22 protein-coding genes are annotated in these 26,123 nt (G+C 41.2%); 9 read left to right on the top strand and 13 right to left on the bottom strand.

What is annotated here, in order from left to right:
* The first annotated feature begins 2 nt into the window (after window positions 1-2).
* Window positions 3-512: a gamma carbonic anhydrase family protein gene (locus tag ACXZ1K_RS03485; protein WP_458971993.1), complete on the top strand. Its 510-nt coding sequence runs from the start codon at window positions 3-5 to the stop codon at window positions 510-512.
* 13 nt (window positions 513-525) lie between these two features.
* Here ACXZ1K_RS03485 and ACXZ1K_RS03490 read toward each other — a convergent pair whose 3' ends face one another.
* From ACXZ1K_RS03490 to ACXZ1K_RS03525, 8 genes are all read right to left on the bottom strand, one after another.
* Window positions 526-2,121 (bottom strand): Ig-like domain-containing protein, encoded by a 1,596-nt coding sequence (locus tag ACXZ1K_RS03490; RefSeq protein WP_458971994.1) that lies wholly within the window; start codon window positions 2,119-2,121, stop codon window positions 526-528.
* 179 nt (window positions 2,122-2,300) lie between these two features.
* Window positions 2,301-4,163 carry a tRNA uridine-5-carboxymethylaminomethyl(34) synthesis enzyme MnmG gene (gene mnmG, locus ACXZ1K_RS03495; protein ID WP_458971995.1) on the bottom strand — a complete coding sequence of 621 codons (1,863 nt, stop codon included), beginning with the start codon at window positions 4,161-4,163 and terminating at the stop codon, window positions 2,301-2,303.
* A gap of 72 nt (window positions 4,164-4,235) precedes the next feature.
* Window positions 4,236-6,092 carry an ABC-F family ATP-binding cassette domain-containing protein gene (locus tag ACXZ1K_RS03500; protein WP_458971996.1) on the bottom strand — a complete coding sequence of 619 codons (1,857 nt, stop codon included), beginning with the start codon at window positions 6,090-6,092 and terminating at the stop codon, window positions 4,236-4,238.
* A 70-nt stretch (window positions 6,093-6,162) separates the two neighbouring features.
* Window positions 6,163-6,609: an rRNA maturation RNase YbeY gene (ybeY, locus tag ACXZ1K_RS03505; protein ID WP_458971997.1), complete on the bottom strand. Its 447-nt coding sequence runs from the start codon at window positions 6,607-6,609 to the stop codon at window positions 6,163-6,165.
* A 5-nt stretch (window positions 6,610-6,614) separates the two neighbouring features.
* Entirely contained in the window at window positions 6,615-9,926 is a 3,312-nt protein-coding gene (locus ACXZ1K_RS03510; RefSeq protein ID WP_458971998.1) for a DUF4175 family protein, read from the bottom strand.
* 356 nt (window positions 9,927-10,282) lie between these two features.
* Window positions 10,283-10,474, bottom strand: coding sequence for a cold-shock protein (locus ACXZ1K_RS03515; protein ID WP_008241764.1), 192 nt, complete (start codon window positions 10,472-10,474; stop codon window positions 10,283-10,285).
* Window positions 10,475-10,579: 105 nt separating this feature from the next.
* On the bottom strand, window positions 10,580-11,548 hold the full coding sequence (locus ACXZ1K_RS03520; RefSeq protein ID WP_458971999.1) for a hypothetical protein: 969 nt from the start codon (window positions 11,546-11,548) through the stop codon (window positions 10,580-10,582).
* A 62-nt stretch (window positions 11,549-11,610) separates the two neighbouring features.
* Window positions 11,611-12,861 (bottom strand): aspartyl protease family protein, encoded by a 1,251-nt coding sequence (locus ACXZ1K_RS03525; protein ID WP_458972000.1) that lies wholly within the window; start codon window positions 12,859-12,861, stop codon window positions 11,611-11,613.
* 41 nt (window positions 12,862-12,902) lie between these two features.
* On the opposite strand from ACXZ1K_RS03525, the gene ACXZ1K_RS03530 reads away from it, so the two are divergent.
* Window positions 12,903-14,222, top strand: coding sequence for a D-alanyl-D-alanine carboxypeptidase/D-alanyl-D-alanine-endopeptidase (locus ACXZ1K_RS03530; RefSeq protein WP_458972001.1), 1,320 nt, complete (start codon window positions 12,903-12,905; stop codon window positions 14,220-14,222).
* 4 nt (window positions 14,223-14,226) lie between these two features.
* Here the strand turns inward: ACXZ1K_RS03530 and ACXZ1K_RS03535 are convergent, their stop codons facing one another.
* From ACXZ1K_RS03535 to porX, 3 genes are read right to left on the bottom strand one after another with little or no spacing between them, the layout of a single operon-like run.
* A complete protein-coding gene (locus tag ACXZ1K_RS03535; RefSeq protein WP_458972002.1) occupies window positions 14,227-15,453 on the bottom strand; it encodes an alanine dehydrogenase in 1,227 nt (408 codons plus the stop codon).
* 57 nt (window positions 15,454-15,510) lie between these two features.
* Window positions 15,511-15,930: a tRNA (adenosine(37)-N6)-threonylcarbamoyltransferase complex ATPase subunit type 1 TsaE gene (gene tsaE, locus ACXZ1K_RS03540; protein WP_458972003.1), complete on the bottom strand. Its 420-nt coding sequence runs from the start codon at window positions 15,928-15,930 to the stop codon at window positions 15,511-15,513.
* 1 nt (window position 15,931) lies between these two features.
* Window positions 15,932-17,485: a T9SS response regulator signal transducer PorX gene (gene porX, locus ACXZ1K_RS03545; RefSeq protein WP_458972004.1), complete on the bottom strand. Its 1,554-nt coding sequence runs from the start codon at window positions 17,483-17,485 to the stop codon at window positions 15,932-15,934.
* Window positions 17,486-17,633: 148 nt separating this feature from the next.
* Here porX and ACXZ1K_RS03550 point away from each other — a divergent pair, with 148 nt between their 5' ends.
* The 7 genes from ACXZ1K_RS03550 to ACXZ1K_RS03580 all read left to right on the top strand — a co-directional run bounded on the left by ACXZ1K_RS03550 (window position 17,634) and on the right by ACXZ1K_RS03580 (window position 24,574).
* Window positions 17,634-18,857 carry an HD domain-containing protein gene (locus ACXZ1K_RS03550; protein WP_458972005.1) on the top strand — a complete coding sequence of 408 codons (1,224 nt, stop codon included), beginning with the start codon at window positions 17,634-17,636 and terminating at the stop codon, window positions 18,855-18,857.
* A gap of 120 nt (window positions 18,858-18,977) precedes the next feature.
* Complete coding sequence (gene lpxD, locus ACXZ1K_RS03555; RefSeq protein WP_458972006.1) at window positions 18,978-20,054, top strand: UDP-3-O-(3-hydroxymyristoyl)glucosamine N-acyltransferase; 1,077 nt, start codon at window positions 18,978-18,980, stop codon at window positions 20,052-20,054.
* Window positions 20,054-21,466: a bifunctional UDP-3-O-[3-hydroxymyristoyl] N-acetylglucosamine deacetylase/3-hydroxyacyl-ACP dehydratase gene (locus ACXZ1K_RS03560; protein WP_458972007.1), complete on the top strand. Its 1,413-nt coding sequence runs from the start codon at window positions 20,054-20,056 to the stop codon at window positions 21,464-21,466. The genes lpxD and ACXZ1K_RS03560 overlap by 1 nt, the downstream gene beginning before the upstream one ends.
* The gene (gene lpxA / locus ACXZ1K_RS03565; RefSeq protein WP_048908154.1) at window positions 21,463-22,248 is read left to right on the top strand and encodes an acyl-ACP--UDP-N-acetylglucosamine O-acyltransferase; all 786 of its coding nucleotides are present in this window, start codon (window positions 21,463-21,465) and stop codon (window positions 22,246-22,248) included. Before ACXZ1K_RS03560 ends, lpxA begins: the two co-directional genes overlap by 4 nt.
* 8 nt (window positions 22,249-22,256) lie before the next feature.
* Window positions 22,257-22,871 (top strand): ABC transporter ATP-binding protein, encoded by a 615-nt coding sequence (locus ACXZ1K_RS03570; RefSeq protein ID WP_458972008.1) that lies wholly within the window; start codon window positions 22,257-22,259, stop codon window positions 22,869-22,871.
* Window positions 22,872-23,025: 154 nt separating this feature from the next.
* Window positions 23,026-23,586: an elongation factor P gene (gene efp / locus ACXZ1K_RS03575; protein ID WP_458972009.1), complete on the top strand. Its 561-nt coding sequence runs from the start codon at window positions 23,026-23,028 to the stop codon at window positions 23,584-23,586.
* Window positions 23,587-24,007: 421 nt separating this feature from the next.
* On the top strand, window positions 24,008-24,574 hold the full coding sequence (locus ACXZ1K_RS03580) for a 5-formyltetrahydrofolate cyclo-ligase (protein WP_458972010.1): 567 nt from the start codon (window positions 24,008-24,010) through the stop codon (window positions 24,572-24,574).
* Between the two features lie 70 nt (window positions 24,575-24,644).
* Here ACXZ1K_RS03580 and ACXZ1K_RS03585 read toward each other — a convergent pair whose 3' ends face one another.
* Together ACXZ1K_RS03585 and ACXZ1K_RS03590 are read right to left on the bottom strand one after the other, a co-directional pair.
* The gene (locus ACXZ1K_RS03585; protein ID WP_458972011.1) at window positions 24,645-25,415 is read right to left on the bottom strand and encodes an exodeoxyribonuclease III; all 771 of its coding nucleotides are present in this window, start codon (window positions 25,413-25,415) and stop codon (window positions 24,645-24,647) included.
* Window positions 25,412-26,116, bottom strand: a complete 705-nt coding sequence (locus ACXZ1K_RS03590) for a peptidylprolyl isomerase (protein ID WP_458972012.1) — start codon at window positions 26,114-26,116, stop codon at window positions 25,412-25,414. Before ACXZ1K_RS03590 ends, ACXZ1K_RS03585 begins: the two co-directional genes overlap by 4 nt.
* Window positions 26,117-26,123: the final 7 nt, after the last annotated feature.

A 26,123-nucleotide genomic window follows, 5' to 3' on the forward strand; every position in this document is an offset into this window, starting at 1 on the left:
TTATGGCAACTATACTACCAGTTAAAGGAGTACATCCAATCATAGGTGAAAACAACTTTATTGCACCAAATGCAACTATCGTTGGTGATGTTGTTCTGGGAAAGAATTGCTCGGTTTGGTTTAATGCAGTAATTAGGGGTGATGTCAATTCTATCACCATAGGTGATGATACGAATATACAAGATGGTGCGGTAATTCACGCTACTTATTTGAAAGCGTCTACAACAATCGGTAATCGGGTTTCTATCGGGCACAATGCCATTGTACACGGTTGTATCCTGCATGACCATATATTGATTGGGATGGGGGCGATTGTGATGGATAACGCGCTTGTAGAAGATTATGTAATCATAGCCGCAGGCGCTGTGGTGTTGGAGAACACCCATTGTGAAAGCGGCTTCATTTACGCTGGTACACCCGCTAAAAAGGTCAAAGCCATCACCGATGCACAGCGCGAACTGTTGAACAAACTACCAGATAACTATATCATGTATTCCGACTGGTTTAGATAAGCCAGTCGGACTCTTATCGTTCCTTTGGAATCACAATGGTTTCATTCCTTTCCCAGTTCGGCCTGATGGACATTTCTTTCGGCTCATTCCATATGCGTTCTGGCTGGAGTTTTAGCGATACATTCCCGGTATCCCAAATGCCGTTTTTGTTGGTGTCGTACGTAATCCTCAAAAAGTACTTGCCGGATCTATAGTTTCTAAAGGTTACCGTAGTGTCTTGTCTAACCACAATGGTATTTACCGTGGTGTTATTTCCATTTAGTACCTCTAGAATGTAGCTTTTGTTCTTCTCCGGAACAGTAATTTTTGTAATTAAGCTCCCATAATCATCCCGGTTTGCCAGCTTAAAGATCTGAGTGAATTCCTTATTTTTCACATTGAAGATACCTGTAAATGCTCCAGCTCCGTACTTAATATCGTATGATTTTTTTGCCTTCCAGGGGTAGCGGACATAATAGCTAAGGAAGTCTACACTATCCTTAGTTACGGTAAAATTGGTCATCGCTACTGAATCCTCCATTAACGTTATTTTAGAAGAATCTACCTGATTAACGGGAAAGTTAAAGGTTAATCTTAACGGTTGGTTAGGATTCAATATAGAACCCTCCAGATTACCTGCAGCAGTAAGTGCTCTGGTGTACGTTTCTTTTTTACCTCTTGTTAGTGTTGTGGTCTGCAAAAGTTTTCCTTCATCTTTAATCGCAATTTTCACGGAGTCGAATGCCAAAGCTGTCAGCCATACCTTAAGGGAATCGTGATGTTGACTGAATTTTAACTTTTTAGAGACATCCAGATCCGGCGGATCCAGTACTATGGCTTCCGGCTTTTTTAACTTCTGATTGAAGGTGATATTAATGCTACCATCTTTATCTATTTTCCGCTCTAAGATTCTAAATACCTTGGCATCTTCTTTAAACAATTTAATGTTCATGCTATCGAGATTTTTAGTCAATAGCACGGAGTCTTTTATAAAACCAATTTCATCTGTAGGCTGCTGGTATATTTTATCGCCGTTGGTTTCTTTCAACGCATAAATTCTATAGGTATCTGTTCTGAGGTTGCTCAACTTATAGTTTCCATTGCTGTCTGTACGTGTATAAATGGCAGGCTTGCCTTTTCCAAATAAAGTATCTCTATTGAGGGGCAGAATAAAAGCTACTGCATCAATCTCCGGTTTTCCGGTCTTGGTATTGGTCACCCTTCCGCTGATGCTCAAAGAATCTAGCTCAGGGCCAGTTGCAAATACGTAAGTGAAATTTTTAATGGCGTTGCCTTCATTGATATCCACTATGGCTTTACCGAAATTTAGCGTATAGGTTGTATTTTTTTCTAAGGTATCTGTAAATGTTATTTCTAAACGTTTCTGCTTAACCTTAAGGGTAGGGGCAATGTCCAATTCAGGAGAGATGGAAAATTCCTTTACTTCGTTGGCAATTTTGAAGTACTCATCAAACTCTATGACAATTTTCTTCTCATTGAAATTCGTTGTTAAATTTTTCGGAGTCATTTTTAAAATCTCCGGAGGAGTGGTATCCCTCGGTCCACCTTGTGGTTGTTGGATGCTTGCACACCCATAAATTGATAAACATATGCCAACTATGTATGCCATCTTGGCTCTTAAGCTATGAATGTTCTTTTTTCGCATTTAAATGAGCTCTGTTGAATTTTAAGCGTGTTTAGATATAATTGATCAAAAAATAATTAAAATGGCTGAGAAGTGCTTAAAATAAGTCAATTATTTATTGATCAATACATTATCTAAAACACTGTTTATCAATTACTTATATGTTATTTTGCAATGTGTACCATTAAAACAGATATATCCGATGGGGAAACACCTGATATTCTTGAGGCCTGACCTAATGTTCGTGGTTTTATTTTCAATAATTTTTCTCTAGCCTCTTTGGACAATGAACCTAACTGTGAATAGTCAAAATCAGGATTGATATCTTTGTCTTCCATCTTCTGCATCTTGTTGACAATTTCCTGTTCTTTCTCAAAGTAACTTTCGTATTTTATTTTGATCTCCGCTTGTTCTATAGTCTCTTTATCGAAAGCTTCTAGCATTTCGTTTAGGGGAGTACTCACTTTCCTGATGTCGTTAATTCCAACTTGTGGGCGACTTAACAAACTGAATAACTTGACATTTTGGTTCAGCTCACTGGTACCTAACTCTGTTAACAATGCATTTGCAACTTCCATCTCTATACCTTGCTTCCTGGTAAAATCTACGATGGCATCAGAGTTTGCAACTTTCGATTTAACGATTGCTAATCGCTCATCGCTAATTAAGCCCAGTTGATGTCCAATAGGAGAGAGGCGTATATCTGCATTATCTTGCCTTAGCAGCAGTCGATGTTCAGCTCTGGAAGTAAACATACGATATGGTTCTTCCGTGCCTTTTGTAACCAGGTCGTCGATAAGTACGCCAATATAGGACTCTGACCTTTTCATGATCAGCTCTTCCTTGTTCCAAACTTTCTGATGTGCATTGATACCGGCAATAAATCCTTGACTCGCCGCTTCCTCATATCCCGTAGTACCATTGATTTGTCCTGCAAAATATAGGTTTTTGACCAACTTAGTTTCTAAAGTAAGCGACAATTGGGTAGGTGGGAAGTAGTCGTATTCTATCGCATAACCAGGCCTGAACATTTTGGCATTTTCAAATCCAGGAATTTGAATTAATGCACGATACTGTACGTCTTCTGGTAGGGAGGTAGAAAATCCGTTTACGTAAATTTCGCAAGTATCCCAACCTTCGGGTTCAACAAAAATCTGATGTCTTTCACGCTCCGCAAAGCGATTGATTTTATCTTCTATGGAAGGACAATAACGCGGGCCCAAGCCTTTAATTCTTCCTGTAAACATTGGGGATTTTTCAAAACCTTCCTTTAATGTTTCGTGTACATTAGCGTTGGTATAAGTAATCCAACAGCAGCGTTGTTTTGTAGGAAGGTCTACATTGGTATAAGAGAACCGGCCGGGATTTTCATCGCCACATTGTTCTTCCATCAGGGAATAGTTCAACGAGCGACCGTCAACTCTTGGTGGCGTTCCAGTCTTCATTCTGCCAGCTTCAAAACCATAGGCTGTTAACTGTTCTGTGATACCCGTTGCCGCTTTTTCTCCAGTTCTGCCTCCGCCAAATTTCTTCTCTCCTATATGAATTAGTCCATTTAAGAAAGTACCGTTTGTAAGCACGACACTTTTTCCTTTAATTTCAACTCCTATGGAAGTTTTAACGCCAGTTACAATGCCGTCCTTGATGATCAGGCTACTCACCATGTCTTGCCAGAAATCAACGTTAGGCGTGCGCTCTAAAGCCAATCGCCATTCCTCTGCAAACCTTTTCCTGTCATTCTGGCTTCGAGGGCTCCACATCGCCGGACCTTTAGATAGGTTAAGCATTCTAAACTGCAAGGTCGTTTTGTCTGCTATAATACCAGAATAGCCACCCATTGCGTCGATCTCTCTAACAATCTGCCCTTTCGCAACTCCCCCCATAGCAGGATTACAACTCATTTGAGCGATTGTTTCCATATTCATGGTAATCAACAGCACTGAAGAGCCGAGGTTTGCCGCTGCTGCCGCAGCTTCACAACCGGCATGTCCAGCACCGACAACGATCACATCATATTCTTTAAACATGTCTTATGTTCTAATATGTTTCACGTGGAACTGATGAATAAAGTTTCACGTGAAACATAGCATTTAATCAAATTATATTTCAGAAAGTTCTAGCCAGCGACTGGTAATTACATCCAGTTCCTCGGTCTTCTTTTCTATCAAATCACTTAGGTCTTTCAATTTTTTATAGTCCGCAGAATCCATTTCAGCGATCGACTTTGTAAGGCTACTGATTTCTTCCTCGAGTTCCTGAATCTTTAGTTCTGAATCCTCCAATTCTTTCTGTTCTTTGTAGCTTAATTTTTTTCCAGCAGGCTTTTCAATAATTTCCTGCTTCACAACTTTAGCAACAGGAACCTCTTTTGGAGTGCTCAAACTTAACCGGTACTCTGAATAATTACCATTGTAAATCGTCACTTCTCCATTGCCTTCCATGATGAACAATTGTTCACTCATTTTGTCCAGCAAGTACCTGTCGTGAGACACCAAAATCAATACTCCCGGGAAGTTCTCCAGGAACTCTTCCAGCACATTTAGCGTGTCAATATCCAAGTCATTTGTCGGCTCATCCAGTATGAGGAAGTTAGGATTCTGCATCAAAACTTTCATCAAATGCAATCTCTTTTTCTCACCACCACTCAGCTTTTCAACCATACCATGTTGCTTCTTTGGCGGGAATAAAAACAAGGTCAATAACTGAGATGCGGAAATGGTTGAGCCATCGGCCATCTTGATATATTCCGCGTCAGACTTTACAATATCGATTACACGTTCTTTCTCATTAAAGGCTAAACCCCCTTGTTTGTAATAACCGTAAACAGTAGTTTCACCAGTACCTACTTTTCCTTTTTCCGGAGTAAGTATACCGGTCATAATGTTAAGCAGTGTCGATTTTCCAGTCCCATTCTTTCCGGCAAGACCAATACGATCTGCCTTTTTGAAAGTATAGCTGAAATCATTGATGATTGCTTTGTCGTCAAACGACTGCCCAATATGATCCAGTTCAAGAATTTTATTTCCTTGCCTGGCCATCTTAACTTTTAACGTAATACTTTGATTATCACCTCTTTGCTTAGTTTTTGCATCTAAATCATAGAAGGCATCAATTCTAGCTTGAGATTTGGTACCTCTAGCCTGTGGCATACGTCTCATCCATTCGAGTTCCTTTTTCAACAGGTTCTTATTCTTATGGAAGGTGCTCTCATCTGATGCTTCTCGCTCCGATTTTTTCTCCAGGAAGTAAGCGTAATTGCCATTGTAATTGTAGATCTTACCTCTGTCAAGTTCCACTATGGTGTTAGACACATTGTCCAGGAAATACCTATCATGAGTTACCAGTAAAATGGTTTTATTTCCAGAGGTCAGTAATTTTTCCAGCCACTCAATTGTATCGATGTCCAGGTGATTCGTCGGCTCATCCAATACATAGATTTCCGGATCTTCGATTAAAAGCTTAGCCAGGGCCAAACGTTTCTTTTGTCCGCCAGATAATGTAGATATCTTTTGCTGCAACCTGGTGATGCCCATTCTGCTTAAAATGGTCTTAATCTCATGCTCATATTCCCAGGCATTGTGCTCGCTGAGTTCTTCATACAACCTGTTCAGCGTTTTTTCATCAGGGTTAGGATCTTCTATTAGTTCCTCGTACTCTTTAATCAGCTGCTGTTGTTTGTTCTCCAGTGAAAATATAAAATCACTAATGGAATATCCATCCGGGAAGGAAGGCTCCTGATCTAAAAATCCAATCTTTACAGATTTATTCTTTACGATTTTTCCTTCTAAAGGAGAGAAGCGCTCGGCCAGTAGTTTTAAAAGTGTGCTTTTGCCGGCACCATTGATCCCCACAAGCGCAACTCGCTGACCTGTTTGTATTCCTAAAGTTAGGTTCTTAAATAACCATTCATCATGATAAGCATGACCAAGGCTTTCGGCTGCAATTAATGTGCTCAAAGTGTTTTATTAACGATTTTATTTATAAGAAATTACTACAAAAGTAAACAATAAAAGGCAAACATGAATTCTATACCGTTGCCTCAGTATCAGAAAGCTTGCTCAAGTAAAAGTCTTCCTTTTCTGTCATCAAAGCCTTGGCGGCTTTTGTCTTGTCTTTATAGCCCAATAAATGCAAGGTTCCATGAACCATAACCCGGCAAAGTTCCTCGCGGACGCTAACATTTAAAGTTCCTGCATTCTCTTTAATGCGGTCTATGCTGATGAATATATCGCCAACAATCGTTTTTAATACCTCAGAATTGTCGAAAGTGATCACGTCGGTGTAAGTGTCATGTTGCAGGTAATCTTGATTCATACGCAGTAAATACGCGTCAGAACACAAAATGAAATTCAACTCTGTCAACCGATAACCTTCTGCAACGATCGTTGCCTTAATCCAGGCTTTCAATCCCCGTTTTTGTTTTAACTGGTAATTGGTTTCTTCAGCAAAGAAATTGATGGTCCCTATTGGCATTGCACTTATTTTTTTGACGAATTTAACAATTTAAAATATTCGGCTACCTTGTTTTTATAGTAGTAGTTAAGATCCGCCGGAAGCTTTTGCAGCCATTCGCTTTCAGATTGCTTTGAATTATTGAACTCTTGCAGCATCTTTTTATACGATGGCGGGAACTCTTTACCAGCCTTGGCTTCGCGCTTGTCATCCTCGTCTTCTTCTCGCTCTGCCTGCTCTGCATCAAGCATCTTGTCCAATATTTTTTTCTGCCGCTCCAGCGTTTGTTGTTCTATCTTTTTATTCACCAGGTCTAACTCCGTGGCTTTCATGTCTTCGATCGACTTACTGAGGTCGCCGGCCCCATTCTTACCACCCTTAGTCTGTTCCCGGTTAAGCTTTTGCATGGCCTCTCTAATCATTTGCTGCTGCTGTGCCATTTTGGAGAATTCCTGACTCATCTGTCCTTTGCCTGCCTTGCCATTGTTGCCTTCCTTTTGCATCTGCTCGCGCGCCTTCTGCATACTGTTGTTAAGCTGTTGCTGCATCTGCTGCAACTGTTTCATGCTGCCTTTGCCACCCTTTCCACCCTTCGCATTCTTCTTTGCATTTTGAAGCTGGTCCAAGGCTTCGCTTAACATCAACGACAAATTGTTGATAGAAGTCATGGCATATTGCTGGTTCCTGTTTGCTGCAGGCGTGTTTCGTTCACCAAGATTTTCCAGGCCTTTATCAACGTTCAAGTTAATTTTCTGCATTTCCTCATTCACCACACTTTCTATTTGAGGCACCCTTTTGCTCAGGGTAAATAAACTGTCAGAGATTGTTTTCAGGTTATCTTTGATGCCCCTCTGCTTTTGTACATTGGCTGTATACAGCGGGTCACTGCTGTTCATGTTCTTTAAAGCCAACATCACCTTTTCCTGGTCGAAAGAAGTTTTTAAAAGATTTTCCAATAGCTGCCTAAGCTCCTCAGTGTTCACATTATTTTGAGCATCAGAAGACTCCTTTTGCATCTCCTCCATCTTTTGCGCCATCTTTTCTATTTCATCGCCGGCTTTCTGCTGACTCTTGGCAGCCTCTTTCTTATCGCCCTTGCTTAAACTATTTTTGCTGTTTTGTTGCTGTTTGGAGACTTCCTGCGCTTCCTCTTCAGGCGTTTTAAAAGCATTCGGGCGTTCCAGCTGCTCATTCTTCTCTGCTATTTTGGACAACTCCTCTTTTAAGTTTTTAAAATCTTGCGCCAGTTTATCTTGCTCAGCTTTCAAATCCGCAGGCTTACTTTCCTTTGCGTCAGATTTCTTAGCCAACTCTTTTTGCTCCTTCGCAAGATCCTTCAGCTGGTCAATGTTGTTTTGAAGATTCTGTTCAAATTCCAATTGCTTGTACAACTCCAGGATCCTGTCTAATTCGTTTTTGAGCGACTTATTGTCCATCTGCATCTTAGACAGCTCGTTCTGGGTCTGGTCTTTATTGTCTTGATCCATCAGGTCCTGAAGCTTTTTAAGCAGCGACTTCGTTTTTTCGTCCAGCACATTATTAAACAAATCGTCTATCTTCTTTTGCTTTTCTGCCAGTTCATCTTTCAGCGCATTGTTCTCTTCCTTCTGGAAAGTATTCTTTTCATTTTGCTCCTTAATGTTCTTAACGGCCTCATCAAGCTGCTTTTGCTTATCCAGGAGCTGCTCTACCAATTTCTTGTCATCAAAAGAAAGTTGCTTCTTATCCAACAATGTTTCGCTTAGCTTTTTCGTTTCCTTTTCTACATCGCCGGCAAGCTTAATCGCTTTCTCCATCTGTTGTTTCAGACTCTTACTGCCCTCATTAAGCTTATCATTAACCTGTTGAGCAGAAGGCACTTCGAATACTTTTATATCTGATTTGCTGGTTTTTGCACCATTTACGCCGTCATTATCCCAAACCTGGAAGTAATATTCTAAAGACTGACCGCCTTTAAGCACTTCATTCTTTAAATTCCAAACAAAGAAAAAGGAGCTTTCCAGGTCACTTTTCTTTACGGGAATGTACTTTTTGCTTACGGCTTTCAAAACGCCGTTCTCCTTGACATTCACAATAAAGGCCAAACCACTAAAGCCATGATCGTCGGCAATATTCCCTGTAAAATACAACACTTTGCTGCTTAGTGAATCTGGTTTTTCAACCGCGTTTACTGAAGGAAATTCATCCCGGATCACATTGATTTGGTGATGAATGGAATCTTTGCCAGATACAAATTGGTTTTTCGGACTAACGGTGTAAGCCAGATCGTCCTTAATAATTCTACTAAATCGGTAAACATTATCATCTGGACTAAGGCCCAATTGCTCATTGCCTAAAATAAACGTTAACGCAGAACTGTTCTCGGTATTGATGTTCCACGTGACGGCAGTCCCTTCCGGTATCAACAGATCGCCCGCGTTTTGAATCGTTTCTTGTTTTTTATGGAGGTATGCCGGGTATTTCAGCTCAGCAGTCATACTCAAGATGGCAGGTTTTGCATTTACTTCAACATCATAAGATACCGAGTTGAAACCACCTGCAAAAAACTGGATCTTCCTGCTCTTTTGGATGTTTTTAAAAGTATAATTGAAGTTAACTTTGCCGCTTTTTTCCAGCTTATAGCTATTCACACCGTCAGAAATATACACTTCTTGTGGAATTTGGTCGCCAGTTAGTTTTAAACTAACCACCGCATCATCACCCTGCGAAAATTGCAAAGAGTTATTTAAAAGGTTGAAGTTAAAAGGTGCCACTGGCAATATCTCTTTGTCGTACTGCACAAACCTATTAGAACCTTCCTTTAAAATGGCAGGCGCAATCAAGCCGATCAATAAAATGATCGACAAAGGAATGAGCACAAACCGAACATATTTCCTATTGTCTGCAAGGCGAATGGCACTGGCAAAAGGGATGAGCTTTAGCTCATTAATCTTTTGATCAATACCGGCTAGGATTAAACTGCTGTTTTGTGGGTGTTGGTCTGCAAGGGCTTTTAACTGCAACGTATTCAATAGCTTGTCCTGTACACTAAAAAAGTGACCGCCAATAAGCTTGGCTGATTCTTCTATGCTGAGGCTTTTCCTCAAATTAAAATAGAGGAGAGAGGGTTTGATGATCCAAATAAAGATCATAACCAGGTCTGCTGCTACAAAAGAAAAAAACAAAATGGTTTTGGTTCCAACGCCCGGGTTGAGGTAGTAGGTGAGGACGAATAAACATAAAAACAGCGCCAATATAACTGCAGCAGCATAAATGCTTCCTCTTAAAAGTTTATTGAGGTAAAACTTTTTAGTGAACTCATTAATTTTAGAAACCAGATTTGCGTAATTGCTGTCCATAGGGTTGGATGATTTCTAAAGTTAAAAAATAAGCGCAACTTAATTTATTAATCGGCTATATTTTGTATATAACAGCTTAAGGTATTGTTAGGGATAAGTAGCACATTAGAACATACACGAATTAATGCAAAGTCTCACCTTCTGCACACCTCCGTCACACTTTCTTCACAAAAAAGTACCTGAATGTGATTTTGGTGTGAAGGAGGTGTGAACAAAGCCTGAAAAAGCTAAGCGCTTGTGAAGAATTCATCATCAACCTAAAGCGAGCTCAAACAATTGTAGGCCTGGTAAAAAGCGGGCAAAAAAAAGAGGATGACCGTTAAGTCATCCTCTGCACAATTTATGTTTTTAATAATCTAGATTACTTTAACATTAATCGCATTCAACCCTTTTTTACCGCTTTCAACATCGTATTCAACTTTGTCGTTTTCACGAATTTCATCGATAAGGCCTGTTGAATGTACAAAGATTTCGCTATCTCCGTTTGCAGGGATAATGAATCCGAAACCTTTAGTTACATTAAAAAATTTTACTGTTCCTTCTTGCATTGTATTATTTATTATAAAATTAAGTGTGCAAGGTACATATTATTTTTCTATTAAAATGCAAATGCATATTTTTTTACGTTTTCTAAGTTTTTGTCTCAGAGCATCTTATTGCTTTTTTCCTACCAGAACCAACGTAACTTCACTGGAGTGGGGCATTCCCAGCGTCTTACCCGGAGTTACTTTAAAAAGGTTCTTCACATAAACATCAAGTATTCCCTGCACTGTTTTTTTTCTCGATTCGAGGAACTCTGGCTGGATAAAATAAAGTTTGTTTAGATGAACACCTCCTTTGGAATCAATGATCGCAGAAATCTCGTAAGCGAAGTCCTGATACGCCTTATTGATTTGTAAGCGGTATTTTGGAAACAGGTAATCATATGCCTCAGTTCTGCCCACCAATCGGTTAACGGTAGAAATCTTTTTAGCGCTAACCACAGGGCTGGTTGGTGTAAAAACGGCTGGATTCCTTCCTGCAAATACAGTTTTTGGATTTAAGGGGTCTTTATTGGATTTAGCAATCAGTCCCTTAATGTAAGCGGTGTCTGCAGGGGTAGGCTTTTGCAAAAGGGCAGCGGTTGTTTTAAGGGTGTTTTTGATATAGTCATCGCTATAATAAACGATGTTCACATCAGAACTGATATCACTCAAAATCTCTTTTCCTTTGAGCTGAAGGCGCTGAAACAAAAGGCTGTCTTTGGTAATTTTCTTGATGCGGAAATATTCTTTGGCGAAGTTATAGACGTTTCCATGGTCAAAAGTTAGAAAGAAGGGCTGCATGCGCAATTTTTGTGGGCTCCATGCCATGACCGTATCGTTAGATTTAAACTCAATGATCCAGGTTGGCTCCTGAGCAAACCCAAGCTCATTATAAGATAATCCTGTGCTGAATCTCCGTTTTACCTCTGTGTACCTAATTCCCAGTATTGGTGTAAAGTCTAATTTTTTACCGATTTTCTTTTCTTTAATTTTAGTCTGCTCTTTTTCTTTTTCCGCCTCACTTTGGCAACTGCTTATAAAAATGGATAAAGTAAAGGCACAGAGAACTAAGCCTCTTGTTATTGGGGACACTTGCATAATCTCAAAATTAAGGCTTCTTCTTCAAAAGGATAACATTTGCTACATTTTAAATGATAAAGTCATATTCTACGTTTTAGTTTTATCAACTTATAAATAAGTTCGCCATGTCTGTTAAGGGTTAAGAATATGGTTTTACCGTCTTGTTGCCTGAACAGTTTTGTGATCTCACCAAGCTCCATTCGCTTGGTGTCTACAAAGTTGATGGCAAGTATTTCATCGTCGGTTTGGATACCGGCCTGTTCTCCCGGTGATCCGGGCTCGATTCTCACCACAAAGAATCGCTTTGTATCCGTATTGTCGGCAAATATTTCCAAACCAGACATGTCATGTTCAAATGGTAGTTTAAAGTTTGGGTTTTTCCTGATATACATCAAACCATTCTCGTAATCAAAGGTGATGTTGAACCGGCTCAGCACATCGGCGCCGAGGTTTCCATTGCGATTGGAGAGGTAAGTCTTGGCCATGGCATCATCATAAACAGGGAAGGAAGAGACGACATTGTTGAGCTGGTAACTTCCAATTTTTAGCGATGCAATCCTCCCAATTTTACCGCTGATGGGTCCGCTTAGGCCGTTTCCAAGATTGGCCTCAAAAGACGGTTCCGGGGTAGGAAAAGGGTTGTCTCTATAAGTTTCCAGCGAAATGGCATGCCCTGCGCCATTGTCCACAATTACTTTGGTTTGCAACGTACCCAAACCATTGATCACCGTCTCTATAGTGGTATAGGGTTTATTGTAAATCAGCTCGATAGGAATTTTGTCGCCTTTTATTTTCGGCTTTTTAGAACCGAGTTGAAAGAGGAGTGTCTTTGACGGATAGTTGATGCTGACCAAAAAGCTTTTAAAAAAATAATAGCCGATCAGTCCATGTATTTTAACCCCCAGGTAATTGGAAAGGCCCAGTATATCATCCTCCAAGATAGCAGTCGGGATATTCTTGATGGTGGCTTTACCCACCCTGGCAGAAAGTTCGCTGGTTATTAAGGCATCAATTTCCGGGCCTTTACCCAGGCCGCTGATTTTGGTTGGCCTTAGCATTTTTAGATTTAGGCCCTCTATAATTTTTGGATCGGTGATGATCAATGGAGAAACGCCTGTGTCCAGGATAAAATTAAAAGGCCCTGTATCGTTAATGAATAGCGGGATGATGATCAGGTTTTTGATGAGGTTAAAGCTAATGCGGTTCTTAGCCCTTTTGCCATTAAACTCAAACTGTTGCGCTGTACTGCTGGTCGCGTCAAAAATGCAGCAGGCCAGGATTAAGCCTAACCCAACTAAATGTAACTTATTAACGCGCTGTAGCACAATCATTGAACTAATTTAATAAATTAGTAACGGGTAAATATATTGGTATGGTTAATAGCAGGTTCCGCATTTTATTTTCAGTTGGTGTACTTAGTTTATTTCTGTTTGCTTGTTCTGCGGATCGTCAAATGGCGAATAAGTTAGGAAAGATTTTTACAAAATCAGCCGTACTTAAACAGTATTATTCCGGATTCGCGCTGTATGATCTTTCAACAGGCCACATGGTTTTTGAAAGGAATTCAGATCAATATTTTACACCAGCATCAAATACCAAACTGTTTACTTTTTATGCCGGATTGAAGATGGTGCCCGACTCAATTCCTTCTTTAAGGTATATCGAAAAAGGGGATTCCTTAATTTTCTGGGGCACTGGCGATCCATCTTTTTTGCAAAGTCAGCTCAAAGCGATAAAGGCATTTAATTTCTTAAAATACAGCAATAAGAAATTATTCTTCGCACCAGGCAGGTACACGGGTAGTTTTTATGGAAAGGGCTGGCAGTGGGATGATTATAACGACTATTACCAGGCTGAAATTAATGAGTTCCCAATTGCAGACAATTTAGTAGACCTTAAAAATACAAATGGCAAATTGGCTGTTTCTCCGAAGTATTTTGCAGATAAAGTAATGGCTGACCCGACAGCTAAAGCACCAACCTTTTCCGTTACAAGAGCCTTTATCGGTAATTCATTCACTTACCCTGCTGTTGTATTGCCGTCAAACTTCAATCAAAAGGTGCCTTATAAAGTAGACCTGGCTACCACATTGAGCCTGCTTTCAGATACGCTGGGCCGACCAGTTGAGTCCATCTCAATGCTTATGCCGCCTGGAGCGAAGACTTATTACGGAATCAAATCAGACTCCGTATTTAAGGAGATGCTATTACCGAGTGATAATTTTATTGCTGAACAATTGCTGTTGGTATACGCCAACCAGCTTGGACAAGAATTGAGCACAGATAAGGCGATTGCACATATTCAAAAAGAATACCTTTCGTCCTTGCCGGATAAATTTATTTGGGCGGATGGCTCCGGGTTGTCCAGGTATGATCTGGTTACCCCAAGGAGTGTTATTAAACTGCTGGAGCTCATCTACAAAGAAGTAAATAATCCTAAGAAGCTTTTTGCGATGCTACCGGCTGGGGGAATGAGCGGGACGTTAAAGAACGCGTACCCGAAAACAGATCAGCCTTTTGTATTTGGTAAAACCGGATCGCTGGCAAATGTGCACAACCAAAGTGGTTATGTGGTTACAAAAAAGGGGAAAACATACCTGTTCTCTTTCTTAAACAACAACTTTGTGGTACCTACGGCAACGGTAAGAAAAGAAATGGGCAGGATTATGACCTATATCCACGAGAATTACTAGCTAACTACTGATTTGATACCACCAACAGTTCAATGTCTTTATACGGGATGTTAAAGCGATTGGCAAGATCTTTATTGGTCAGGTGCCCCTGGTAAATGTACAAGGCATCCCTAATTCCGGGCTTGCTCCAAACCACGCCCATTAAACCACCCATCTCACCTATATCTACCAATATTGGGGTAAAGATATTGGTAAGGGCATAAGAAGCTGTTCTAGGTACTCTGGAGGCAATATTTGGCACGCAATAGTGGATTACATCATGTTTCCTGAATACCGGATCTTTGTGGTTGGTTACTTCAGAGGTTTCAAAACAACCTCCCTGGTCAATACTCACATCGATTACTACCGAATTTGGTTTCATCCTGCTTACCGTCTCTTCCATCACCAGGCAGGGACTACGGCCATGGGATGCCCTGATGGCGCCAATCACCACGTCACAAGTCGTAATGGCTTTTTCCAAAACTATCGGTTGCATAACTGAGGTAAAAACCCGACTGCCAAGGTTATTTTGCAAGCGCCTTAAGCGATAAATCGAGCTGTCGAAAACTTTTACGTCGGATCCTAATGAAAGCGCTGTTCTTGCAGCGTATTCACCTACGGTACCTGCGCCTAAGATGACAATTTCTGTTGGGGGCACTCCGGTAAATCCGCCCAGCATCAGTCCTTTGCCACCGGTCACATTACTTAAGTATTCAGCAGCGATAAATATGGAGGTGGCGCCTACAATCTCGCTCATGGCACGTACCACACTTAAGATATTTCCCTCGTCCCGCAGGTTTTCGAAACACAGCGCGTTGATCTTCTTATCCATCAATGCCTTCAGACTGGTTTCTTTCAAGCCACCCATTTGCAATGCTGAAATTAGCGTTTGCCCTTTATGCATCAGTGCAATCTCCTCCAGCATAGGAGGCGCAATTTTTACAAGTACATCAGCATTAAAGATTTCTTTTTTATCAAATGATATGATGGCCCCCTGTTCACTGTAATCGTTATCTGAGAAATTTGCTCCGTTGCCTGCCCCGGATTCAATGACCACCTTATGCCCATTGTTAACAAGCAAAGCGACAGAGAGTGGGGTAAGTGCTATTCTGTTCTCCTGAAAAGAGATTTCTTTGGGGATACCGATGTAGAGACTATCGCTTTTCTTGTTTAATTCTGACAAGGTTTCTTTGGGCTGCAGTAAACCTTTTTGAGCGATCTGCGCCATGCCTTCACGTAATCCTGTTGCCATTGCTGTTGAGTAAATTTTGGTTTTAAATTACGCAAAATAACTGGATATGACCAAGTATCAATTGTAGATTTTGATATTAAGCTTTCGCTTGTCCTGGTCAATTATGCCAATTTCTATGTCCACTCTTTCTTCGGGGATCAGTTCCTGGATTTTTTCCGGCCACTCTACCAGGCAAATATTGCCGGAGTAAAAGTAGTCCTCATACCCAATATCAAATGCCTCCTGGATTGATTTGATCCGGTAAAAATCAAAGTGGTAAATCACCTGATCACCAGCATGATATTCGTTCACTATGGAAAAAGTGGGACTACTTACTGTTTCTTGAACACTGAGTGCTGCGCAAATGGATTTGATCAGGGTAGTTTTACCTGCGCCCATATCTCCATAAAAGAGACAAATTTTGTTTTCTTTTACTATTGCCGCCAATTGCTTTGCGGCAATAGTGATATCTGCAAGGCTATTTACTTCAAGGGTCATCTTACCGACTACTGTATGTTGCGATTGGAATGATCATTTCTTCTAATGAGATTCCACCATGTTGGAAGGTTTCGTTGTAATAGTTTACAAACTGGTTGTAGTTGTTCTGGTAAACGAAATAACGATCTTCTTTTGCAAAGATATAATTGGAACTGATATTAATTTTAGGCAATTGTGCCTCATGCGGGTTTTTGATCAAAAAGACCTCCTTGGCATTGAAATTAAGGTTCCGGCCCTGCTTATACCTCAGGTTTGTGTTGGTATTGCGGTCGCCAATCACTTTACTTGGATGTTTTACCCTAATGGTTCCGTGATCTGTAGTGATGACCAGCTTTACATTTTTCTGAGCGATCTTTTTAAGCAGCTCAAACAATGGGGAATGTTCAAACCAGGAAAGTGTCAAAGAGCGGTAAGCCGCATCGTCGTTAGCCAGCTCGCGGATCATCTGCATATCCGTACGCGCATGTGAAAGCATATCCACAAAGTTGTAAACGATCGCGTTAAACTCGTTTTGCATCAGGTTGTTGAGCTGCTCATTGAGTGCCTTACCATCATCGTAAGTCAGGATTTTATGGTAGCTAAACTTGCAGTCCTTTCTTACACTTCGTTTAATCTGGTCGGCCAAAAATGCTTCTTCATGCATGTTCTTACCACCTTCATCATCGTCGTTTTGCCATAACGAGGGGAAGCGTTTTTCCATTTCCAAAGGCATTAAACCTGAAAAAATTGAGTTTCTGGCATATTGCGTTGCAGTCGGTAAAATACTGGAATAGGTATCTTCTTCATCCAGGCGGAAATGTTCAGTAATTAACGGGTTGATAATTTTCCATTGATCATACCTTAAGTTATCTATCAAAATAAAGAAAACAGGGGTATTGGTTCCCACCAGAGGGAATACTTTTTTCTTTAACAATTCATTAGAAAGGAGAGGTGCTTTTTCTTTGCCATTCACCCATCCCAAATAATTATCTTCAATAAATCTGGAGAACTGCATGTTGGCTTCAGATTTTTGCATGGTCAGGATCTCATGCATTTGCGGGTCGTCCAGCTTTTCCAATTCCAGCTCCCAGAACACCAGTTTTTTGTACACATCTACCCATTCTTCGTAGCTCAACTTATCGTTGAGGGTCATCCCCAATCGTCTAAAATCTTGCTGATAAGCCATGGAAGTCTTTTCATTAACCAGGCGTTTATTGTCTATAATCTTTTTTATGGTGAGCAGTACCTGTTTGGGGTTTACCGGTTTAATGAGGTAGTCGTCTATCTTAGAGCCTATGGCATCCTCCATTAGGTTTTCCTCTTCGCTTTTGGTAATGAGCACCACCGGAACATCGCTTCTGATGTTTTTAATTGCAGTTAGGGTTTCCAGGCCACTTATGCCAGGCATGTTTTCATCAAGAAAAACCAGATCGAAGTATTCATTTCCGAAAGCTTCGAGGGCGTCGTTACCGTTGGTGAAGGTAGTCACATGGTAGCCTTTCTCATTAAGCAATAAAATATGTGGTTTTAGTAGATTGATCTCGTCATCGGCCCATAGGATCTTAATTTCCTGCATTCTATATTTTTATAATTTAAATAATTCTTTTTATGCCTGTGCGGGATCCTGAAATAAATCAGGATGACGAACATACCTTTTTAGTCATTGCCTTTTTACTATCGATAAAAATAGCAATTTTTGTACCGTATAATTTATTTTGCACGGATTGAATAAAAAGAAAATAATTAATGATCCAGTATATGGCTTCATTACTATCCCCTCCGAATTAATATTTGACCTCATCGCCCATCCATACTTTCAACGCTTAAGGTATATCAAGCAGTTGGGCATGACCCACTTAGTGTATCCGGGGGCTTTGCATACCAGATTTCATCACGCGCTTGGCGCCATGCACCTGATGGGACTGGCCATTGATGTACTTCGTGGAAAGGGACATGATATTGACAAAGAGGAGGAGGAGTCGGCCAAAATTGCAATCCTGTTGCACGACATCGGTCACGGCCCATTTTCTCATGCTTTGGAGAATTCTCTGGTCAACGGCATCAGGCATGAAGACATCTCCAGGCTCCTAATGCAAAAGTTAAACGAAGAGCACAATGGAAAGCTAAGCCAAGCCATTACCATATTTGAAGGCAAATACCACAAGAGCTTTTTAACACAGCTTGTTTCTGGTCAGCTTGACCTGGACAGGATGGATTACCTGAACAGGGATAGTTTTTTTACAGGGGTAAGTGAAGGTGTGATCAGTTTCGACAGGATCATCAAAATGATCAATGTGCTGGATGATAACCTGGTTATTGAAGAAAAGGGAATCTATTCTATTGAAAACTTCCTCATCTCCAGAAGATTGATGTACTGGCAGGTTTACTTGCATAAAACAGTGATTGCCGGGGAGCAGGTTCTGGTGAAAATATTGAAAAGGGCAAAGGAGCTGGCCATGAAACAGGAGCAATTGTTTGCTACACCCGCTTTACAACATTTTTTGGTGAATAACATAGCGGAGGAAGAATTTTTCAGCTCGGAACACCATATCGTAAAATTTGCGGAGTTGGATGATCAGGATATTTTTGCCTCTATTAAAGCATGGCGGATTCATCCCGACAAGATCCTTTCTACGCTTTGCAGGATGCTGACCGACAGAAATCTATATAAAGTGGAGATTACCACCGAAGTGCCGGACCCAGCCAGAGTGCAACGCCTTAGAGAAAATGCAGCCACATCTCTCAACCTTACAGAGGAAGAAGCAGCGTTTTTTGTTTTCACAGACGTGATCAGCAATAGGGCCTACAATGCCGGAGACAGCAATATTAACATACTGTTGAAGAACAATACGACGGTTGACATTGCAAAGGCATCTGATTTGTCTAACTTAGAATCTTTAGACAGGACTGTTAAAAAGTACATTTTGTGTTATCCCAGAATCATTTAGCACTTTTTAACAAAATAAATAAATTTTAATCCCGTTTTTAGAGTTCTCAATACAACACCAATACAAACTACTCCAATTAGGTTTATTTGTTCATATCAATTTAACATATAACTTTGTAAAATGCAATTTACTGCCAAGCAGATAAGCGAATTTATAAACGGAACCGTAGATGGTGACGAGAATGCTAAGGTCGATGAACTTTCAAAAATTGAAAGTGGTGAGGCCGGCTCTTTGTGTTTTTTATCCAATCCAAAATATGAGAGCTATCTGTATACCAGTAATGCCTCTATTGTAATCGTAAGTCAGGATTTTGTTCCTTCCCAAAAGGTTACGGCCACATTGATTAAAGTGGCAGATCCTTATAGCGCTTTTTCAGTATTGCTAGAGAAGTACAATGAGGCGGTTAATGCCATGAACGTACAGTCTGGAATTGAACAGCCAAGTTTTATCCACCCTACTGCAAAAATCGGGAAGAACGTTTACATTGCGGCATTCAGTTATATTTCAGAAAATGTAGTGATTGGCGACAATACCAAGATCATGTCTCAGATAAGCGTTGGTCAGGATTCAACAATTGGTAGCAACTGTACCATTTATCCGGGTGTTAAGATCTACAACAGGTCTGTAATTGGAGACCGGGTAATGATTCATGCCAATACTGTAATTGGCAGCGATGGCTTTGGATTTGCACCACAGCCGGATGGTACTTATTCCAAGATTGCGCAGATTGGAAATGTAGTGATAGAAGATGACGTGGAGATCGGTGCAAATACCACGATCGACAGGGCAACCATGGGCTCTACTTTTATCCGCAAGGGTGTGAAGCTGGACAACCTGATACAAATTGCCCACAATGTTGACGTAGGTGAACACAGTGTGGTAGCTGCGCAAACAGGAATATCGGGAAGCACTAAACTTGGAGAAAAGTCTGTTATTGGCGGTCAGGTGGGTATTGCAGGACACCTTTCCCTGGCTAAAGGCACTCAAATTGGTGCTCAGGCGGGTATAAATTTCAATACTACAGAAGAGAATAAACAATGGCACGGTAGTCCGGCACAGCCACTGCGCGATTGGATGAGGGCTTCGGTACTCTTCAAGCAATTACCGGCAATCGTTAAAAAGGTAGCCACACTTGAATCCTCGGTTGAAGAATTAAATAAAATCATTGAGAAAGACAATAGCACAGCACAGCAATAATGAACGTTAAGCAAAAAACTATCAAATCTGAGATTTCCGTACAGGGTGTAGGCCTTCATACAGGAGCAAATGTTACGCTGACCTTCTGCCCTGCGCCTGAAAACCATGGGTTTAAGTTTCAAAGAACAGATTTGCCGGGCAATCCTATTGTTGATGCGGACTGCGACAATGTAACCGATACTGCCAGGGGCACTACCATTTCTCAAAATGGTGCCAGTGTAAGTACCGTAGAGCATGTTATGGCTTCGTTGGTGGGTATGGATCTGGATAACGTATTGATTAAGCTGGATGGCCCTGAAACTCCAATTATGGATGGCAGTGCTATTTTATTTCTGGAAGCACTGGAAACCGCCGGTGTGCAATTGCAGGATGTGGATAGAGAATATTTTCAAATTCCGCACAACATCACTTACACTGAGCCGGACCGTAAGGTAGAGATCGTGGCGATGCCGCTTGATGATTACAGGTTTACCTGTATGATCGATTACAACTCTCCGGTATTGGGAAGTCAGCACGCTGGAATCTCCAGCATAGGCGAGTTTAAAAAAGAAATTGCTTCCTGCAGGACCTTTTGTTTTCTACATGAACTGGAATACCAGCTTCAAAATAACCTGATCAAGGGCGGAGATTTGAACAATGCCATTGTTATTGTGGATAAGGAGGTAACCAAGGAAGAGCTGGATCACCTGGCTAAGATATTTAACCGCACCGCAATGGAAGTTGCTCCTCAGGGTATCCTGAACAATATGGAGTTGAGATACCAAAATGAGCCTGCAAGACATAAGTTGTTGGACATGATTGGCGATCTTGCTTTGGTTGGAGTACACCTTAAAGGTCACATTATGGCGGCAAGGCCAGGTCACGCAGCCAATGTTGCCTTTGCTAAAAAGATAAAAGCAGCCATTAAGAAAGAAAAGAACAAGAAAACACAGCATGTGTACGACCCGTCGGTAAAGCCGCTTTACGATGTGGTGCAAATCATGGAGATATTGCCGCACAGACAGCCGTTCTTGTTTATTGATAAGATATTAGAACTTTCAAAAACACACGTAGTTGGGGTAAAGAACGTGACGATGAACGAGGAGTTTTTTAAAGGACATTTTCCAGGTGCCCCGGTTTTCCCCGGCGTTATCCAAATAGAGGCGATGGCACAAACGGGAGGAATACTTGTACTGAGTACAGTTCCTGATCCGAGAAATTATCTTACCTTGTTCTTAAAGATTGACAATGTAAGATTCCGCGCACAAGTGTCGCCAGGAGATACCATCGTATTCAGGTGTGATTTGATGGAGCCGATTAGAAGAGGAATTGCCCAAATGAAAGGTGTTGGAATGGTGGCCGGTAAGGTTGTTGTTGAAGCCGAAATGATGGCACAAATTGTAAAAGTAAAAGATAGCGAACCCGCAGCATGATACAACCATTAGCGTACATACATCCACAGGCAAAAATTGCAGATAATGTTGTTATCGAACCATTTGCAGTTATACATAAAGACGTTGAGATTGGCGAAGGAACGTGGATCGGTTCAAACGTGGTGATCATGGATGGGGCAAGAATCGGTAAAAATTGCCGGGTTTTTCCTGGATCTGTTATTTCAGGGGTGCCTCAGGACTTAAAATTTGCAGGGGAAGTGACCACTGCAGAGATCGGCGACAATACCACCATCAGAGAATGTGTAACAATCAACAGAGGGACTAAAGACAAATGGAAGACTGTTATTGGCAGTAACTGCTTGATTCAGGCCTATTCTCATATTGCTCACGATTGTGAGGTGGGCGATTACTGTATATTTTCCAACAGCACTACACTAGCAGGTCACATCACCATAGGAAACTATGTGGTACTTGCAGGATTAGTTGCCATCCATCAGTTTGTAAAAGTTGGTGCGCATGCTTTCGTAACCGGTGGTTCATTGGTAAGAAAAGATGTTCCTCCTTACGTTAAAGCAGCCAGGGAGCCACTTTCTTATGCAGGGATTAATTCAGTTGGTTTAAGAAGAAGAGGTTTCTCTTCAGAAAAGATCAATGAAATACAAGAGATCTACCGCGTACTGTTTGTAAAGCATAATAATGTTACCAAGGCATTGGATATGATTGAAGCAGAGTTTAAGCCTACGGAAATACGTGACGAGATTGTTGATTTCATCAGGAACTCCAACAGGGGTGTCATGAAAGGTTTTGGCTCAGGAAGCTAAGCAGATCAATGACGATCAAGCTTGAAGAAATAGGTCGCAGGTTTAATCAGGACTGGATTTTCAGGGGTATTAGTTATGCTTTCCATGCTCATGGTAAATATGCAATACTTGGGCCGAATGGCTCTGGGAAATCTACCCTATTGAGCGTACTGATGGGCAATCTTGCGCCTTCAGAAGGGACAATCAGTTATTCCGATAATGGGCCAGTGCCCATAGAACAGATTTACAGGAGCATCAGTGTAGCCGCACCCTACCTTGATCTTATTGAAGAATTTACGCTATCAGAAACCATAGATTTTCATTTCAAATTCAAAGACATCCACCCTTCGGTTGAACGTAAGGACATCCTTTCTTTGCTTGGGCTGGCACGTTCGGAAGATAAAGCCTTGAAATATTTCTCATCAGGTATGAAGCAACGGACAAAGTTGTTATTGGCTTGTTGTTCAGCCACCCCAATACTCATTTTAGACGAGCCAACTTCTAACCTGGATATACAAGGGGTGTCCTGGTATCATGAACTAATTAAAGAATTTACCACAAATCGCCTGGTAATTATTGGCTCTAACCAAGAGGTGGAGTACTCTTTTTGCGATCATCTGCTACAAATTACAGACTACAAATAACAATTTTTATATTTATTATCTGTTTATAGGGGCCTTAAAGGCCTGTTTTCTCTTTTGTCAAATTATTTTTATTTTACTATTGTGTAATCCAAAAAAACACTGCACCTTTGCGGCACGAAAAAAAGCCGGTAGTATGGGCTAACTTTCAATAACAATGGCAAAAGCATCAGATGTAAAAAACGGCAATATTCTACGCTTCAGCGGAGAATTGGTACAGGTGGAGGAGTTCCTACACCGTACACCAGGCAACTTACGCGCATTTTACCAGGCAAGAATGAGGAACGTTAAAACCGGTAAACTGGTTGAATACAGATTCCGTGTTGATGAAGAGGTAGAGATTTGCCGAGTTGAAACCAGCGATTATCAGTTCCTTTACGAAGATGGCGATGCGCTAGTGGTGATGGACAACAATACTTTTGAGCAATTTAATATTCCAAAATTGTTATTCGGAAAGAGTGTTAGGTTCTTGAAAGAAGGTATGAATGTGATCATTGCCTTTGAAAGTGACGAGCCAATTATGGCACAAACACCTCCGCACGTGGAATTGGAAGTGACGTATTCTGAGCCTGCAGTTAAAGGTGATACCTCAACTAATGCACTTAAGTATGCAACAGTTGAAACAGGAGTAGAAATAAAAGTACCTATGTTTATCAATCAGGGCGATAAAGTACGCGTTGATACACGCACAGGTGATTACATAGAAAGAGTTAAATAAGAGTTTTCATAGTTTAGTTTTAGGTTTAGGTTGATTGTGGCTTCGGAGTGGTTCCCGAAGCCATCTTTTTTATACGCTTTTTTTTGGTTGGGAAAAATCAAGGTGCGCTTCTGAGGCTGGAATCTTTGGCCCTGAAGAAGGGCCAAATTTCCTAGGCCTCTTCTGCGCAACCTTGATTTTTCTCTGCACGTATAGGCAAGCGAATAAAAAGCAGGGTGGCTCGGGAATTGGGTTGGGTTTGTGACGGATGCGTGCGTGACGGATGTGATACTGTTGGATGTTTGACGTTTGGGTGTTTGACGTTTGGGTGTGGGAGGGTGTGCATGGTGTGTGAAACTTGGGTATGTACAGGTTGAGTGCGCGAGGTTGGACGGGTAATTTGATTTTAGAGTTATTCGGGGTTATAACTATCTTTGCTTTGATGACGAAGAAAGAGCTAAGAAAAGGGGCAATGGTGCAGAGAAGGACATTATCTAATGCCGCGGTAGCTGCTTATAGCCGGGAATTGCTGCGCCAGTTTTCTTCAATTGATCTCAGTAGCGTGAAGACCCTGCACATCTTTCTTCCAATTGCCGAGAAGCAGGAACCAAACACTTTTCTGTTTATCGATTGGTTGACGGATCATCATCCCGACATCAAGATCATAGTTCCCAAAGCAGATTTTGATACCGCTCTGATGACCAATATTGTTTACGAAGGCCAGGAAACCTTAAGCAAAAATGAATTCAATATACTGGAACCTCAAAAGGGCGTGCTCCATGATGGTGATGTTGATCTCGTCCTTGTGCCCATGCTCGCATTCGATCTTAAAGGTTATAGGGTGGGCTATGGTAAAGGATTTTATGACCGCTTTCTTCAAAATTTGAATACGCTCAAAGTTGGGGTCTGCCTATTTGAGCCAGTTTCCATTATCGATGATGTTGATGCGCATGACGTCCCGTTAGACCTCTGCATCACCCCAAAGAAAACCTATTATTTTAAGGATTAAGGGATCAATTTAAGGGTGAAGCGTTTAATTTAAGAATTAGGCTCTCGCTTTTAAGAATTAAGCCCTCAATTTAAGGATTTAGCTCTAACAAAACCGGACAATGATCAGAGTGGATGGCATCTGGTAAGATGCGCACGTGCTTTAATTTTTCCAGCATTGGGGTAGTCGCCAGGTGGTAGTCGATACGCCAGCCCAGGTTCTTTGCTCTTGAATTTGCCCTAAAACTCCACCAAGTGTATTGATGAGGGTCTTTGTTGAAATAGCGGAAAGTATCGATAAACCCATTTTGCAGAAACAATTCCATCCATTCTCTTTCTTCAGGCAAGAAACCGGAGGAGTTGGCATTGGATTTAGGATTATGGATATCCAGCGCAGTATGGCAAATGTTGTAATCGCCAGATATGATCAAGTTTGGATAAGCTATCCTTAGGTCTGCTATATAACCATCAAAAAAGCGCATGAACTCATATTTTTTAACTTGCCGTTCGTCGCCACTAGAGCCTGATGGCATATACAGGCTCATCAAGGAGAAGTCATCAAAATCAGCCCTTAAAATCCTACCTTCTTGATCAATCCATTCCTCACCACAGCCATATTCTACATGGTTTGGTTTAACGCGTGTAAGTATTGCAACCCCGCTATAGCCCTTTTTCTCTGCCGGAAACCAATAATGATGGTATCCCAACTGCTCAATTAAAGCAATAATCTCCGGGATTTGGATGGGTAGGGCTTTAACCTCCTGCAAGCAGACCATGTCTGCGTCTGTTGATTGCAACCACCCAAAGAAGTTCTTAGTAGATGCAGACCTGATCCCGTTTACATTGTAAGAGATGATTTTCATTTTTTACTGTTTATGCGTTTTAATTGTTTTTCCAATTTCCTTACTTCCCGTTTCTTTAATACAGTCACCATCATTTTCACATCACTGGTTGGCCGGTCGTTGCTATCCGTCTTCATGTCAGCAATTTTATCAACCATTTCTAGGCCTTGAACTACCTCTCCGTATACCGTGTAGTTGCGGTCCAGGTGTGGCACTCCGCCGAGGGTTTTGTACACTTGCCTTTGCCATTCAGGAATTTTGTGTTTTAAGCGCTTCACTTCAACCGTATCCAATTGGGCATCAGTAAAAACTTTGCCTTGTACCAGGTAAAACTGGCTTCCGCTTGAGGCTTTTTCTTCATTATCGTCTCTTGCTGCGGCCAGTACACCTTTCTTATGAAAAAGGCTATCCCTAAACTCAGCAGGAACTCTATAGCCCACATCACCCTCTCCCAGTGCTGCACCTGGGAGCGCTGTTTTCGAATCCGGATCACCACCTTGAATCATGAAGTTTTTAATGACCCTATGGAACAGTGTGCCGTCATAAACATGCGCTTTTGTTAATTTGATAAAGTTGTCGCGATGCAATGGCGTTTGGTCATAAAGCATAACCACACATTCTCCCAGATCAGTTTTGATCTTCACATATTTATGCCTGGGTGGTTTGGCAGCAAAACTTGTGGCGAATAGGAAGCAAAAAAGAAGGGTGATTATGGATTTCATGAATACG

The organism is Pedobacter jaeyakensis (assembly GCF_054461315.1).

What these genes read in the sequence shown, in the direction of transcription:
- ACXZ1K_RS03485 (WP_458971993.1), top strand. Translation starts at nt 3, where the DNA reads ATGGCAACTATACTACCAGTTAAAGGAGTACATCCAATCATAGGTGAA.
- ACXZ1K_RS03490 (WP_458971994.1), bottom strand. Translation starts at nt 2,121, where the DNA reads ATGGCATACATAGTTGGCATATGTTTATCAATTTATGGGTGTGCAAGC.
- mnmG (WP_458971995.1), bottom strand. Translation starts at nt 4,163, where the DNA reads ATGTTTAAAGAATATGATGTGATCGTTGTCGGTGCTGGACATGCCGGT.
- ybeY (WP_458971997.1), bottom strand. Translation starts at nt 6,609, where the DNA reads ATGCCAATAGGGACCATCAATTTCTTTGCTGAAGAAACCAATTACCAG.
- ACXZ1K_RS03510 (WP_458971998.1), bottom strand. Translation starts at nt 9,926, where the DNA reads ATGGACAGCAATTACGCAAATCTGGTTTCTAAAATTAATGAGTTCACT.
- ACXZ1K_RS03515 (WP_008241764.1), bottom strand. Translation starts at nt 10,474, where the DNA reads ATGCAAGAAGGAACAGTAAAATTTTTTAATGTAACTAAAGGTTTCGGA.
- ACXZ1K_RS03520 (WP_458971999.1), bottom strand. Translation starts at nt 11,548, where the DNA reads ATGCAAGTGTCCCCAATAACAAGAGGCTTAGTTCTCTGTGCCTTTACT.
- ACXZ1K_RS03525 (WP_458972000.1), bottom strand. Translation starts at nt 12,861, where the DNA reads ATGATTGTGCTACAGCGCGTTAATAAGTTACATTTAGTTGGGTTAGGC.
- ACXZ1K_RS03530 (WP_458972001.1), top strand. Translation starts at nt 12,903, where the DNA reads ATGGTTAATAGCAGGTTCCGCATTTTATTTTCAGTTGGTGTACTTAGT.
- ACXZ1K_RS03535 (WP_458972002.1), bottom strand. Translation starts at nt 15,453, where the DNA reads ATGGCAACAGGATTACGTGAAGGCATGGCGCAGATCGCTCAAAAAGGT.
- tsaE (WP_458972003.1), bottom strand. Translation starts at nt 15,930, where the DNA reads ATGACCCTTGAAGTAAATAGCCTTGCAGATATCACTATTGCCGCAAAG.
- porX (WP_458972004.1), bottom strand. Translation starts at nt 17,485, where the DNA reads ATGCAGGAAATTAAGATCCTATGGGCCGATGACGAGATCAATCTACTA.
- lpxD (WP_458972006.1), top strand. Translation starts at nt 18,978, where the DNA reads ATGCAATTTACTGCCAAGCAGATAAGCGAATTTATAAACGGAACCGTA.
- ACXZ1K_RS03560 (WP_458972007.1), top strand. Translation starts at nt 20,054, where the DNA reads ATGAACGTTAAGCAAAAAACTATCAAATCTGAGATTTCCGTACAGGGT.
- lpxA (WP_048908154.1), top strand. Translation starts at nt 21,463, where the DNA reads ATGATACAACCATTAGCGTACATACATCCACAGGCAAAAATTGCAGAT.
- ACXZ1K_RS03570 (WP_458972008.1), top strand. Translation starts at nt 22,257, where the DNA reads ATGACGATCAAGCTTGAAGAAATAGGTCGCAGGTTTAATCAGGACTGG.
- efp (WP_458972009.1), top strand. Translation starts at nt 23,026, where the DNA reads ATGGCAAAAGCATCAGATGTAAAAAACGGCAATATTCTACGCTTCAGC.
- ACXZ1K_RS03580 (WP_458972010.1), top strand. Translation starts at nt 24,008, where the DNA reads ATGACGAAGAAAGAGCTAAGAAAAGGGGCAATGGTGCAGAGAAGGACA.
- ACXZ1K_RS03585 (WP_458972011.1), bottom strand. Translation starts at nt 25,415, where the DNA reads ATGAAAATCATCTCTTACAATGTAAACGGGATCAGGTCTGCATCTACT.
- ACXZ1K_RS03590 (WP_458972012.1), bottom strand. Translation starts at nt 26,116, where the DNA reads ATGAAATCCATAATCACCCTTCTTTTTTGCTTCCTATTCGCCACAAGT.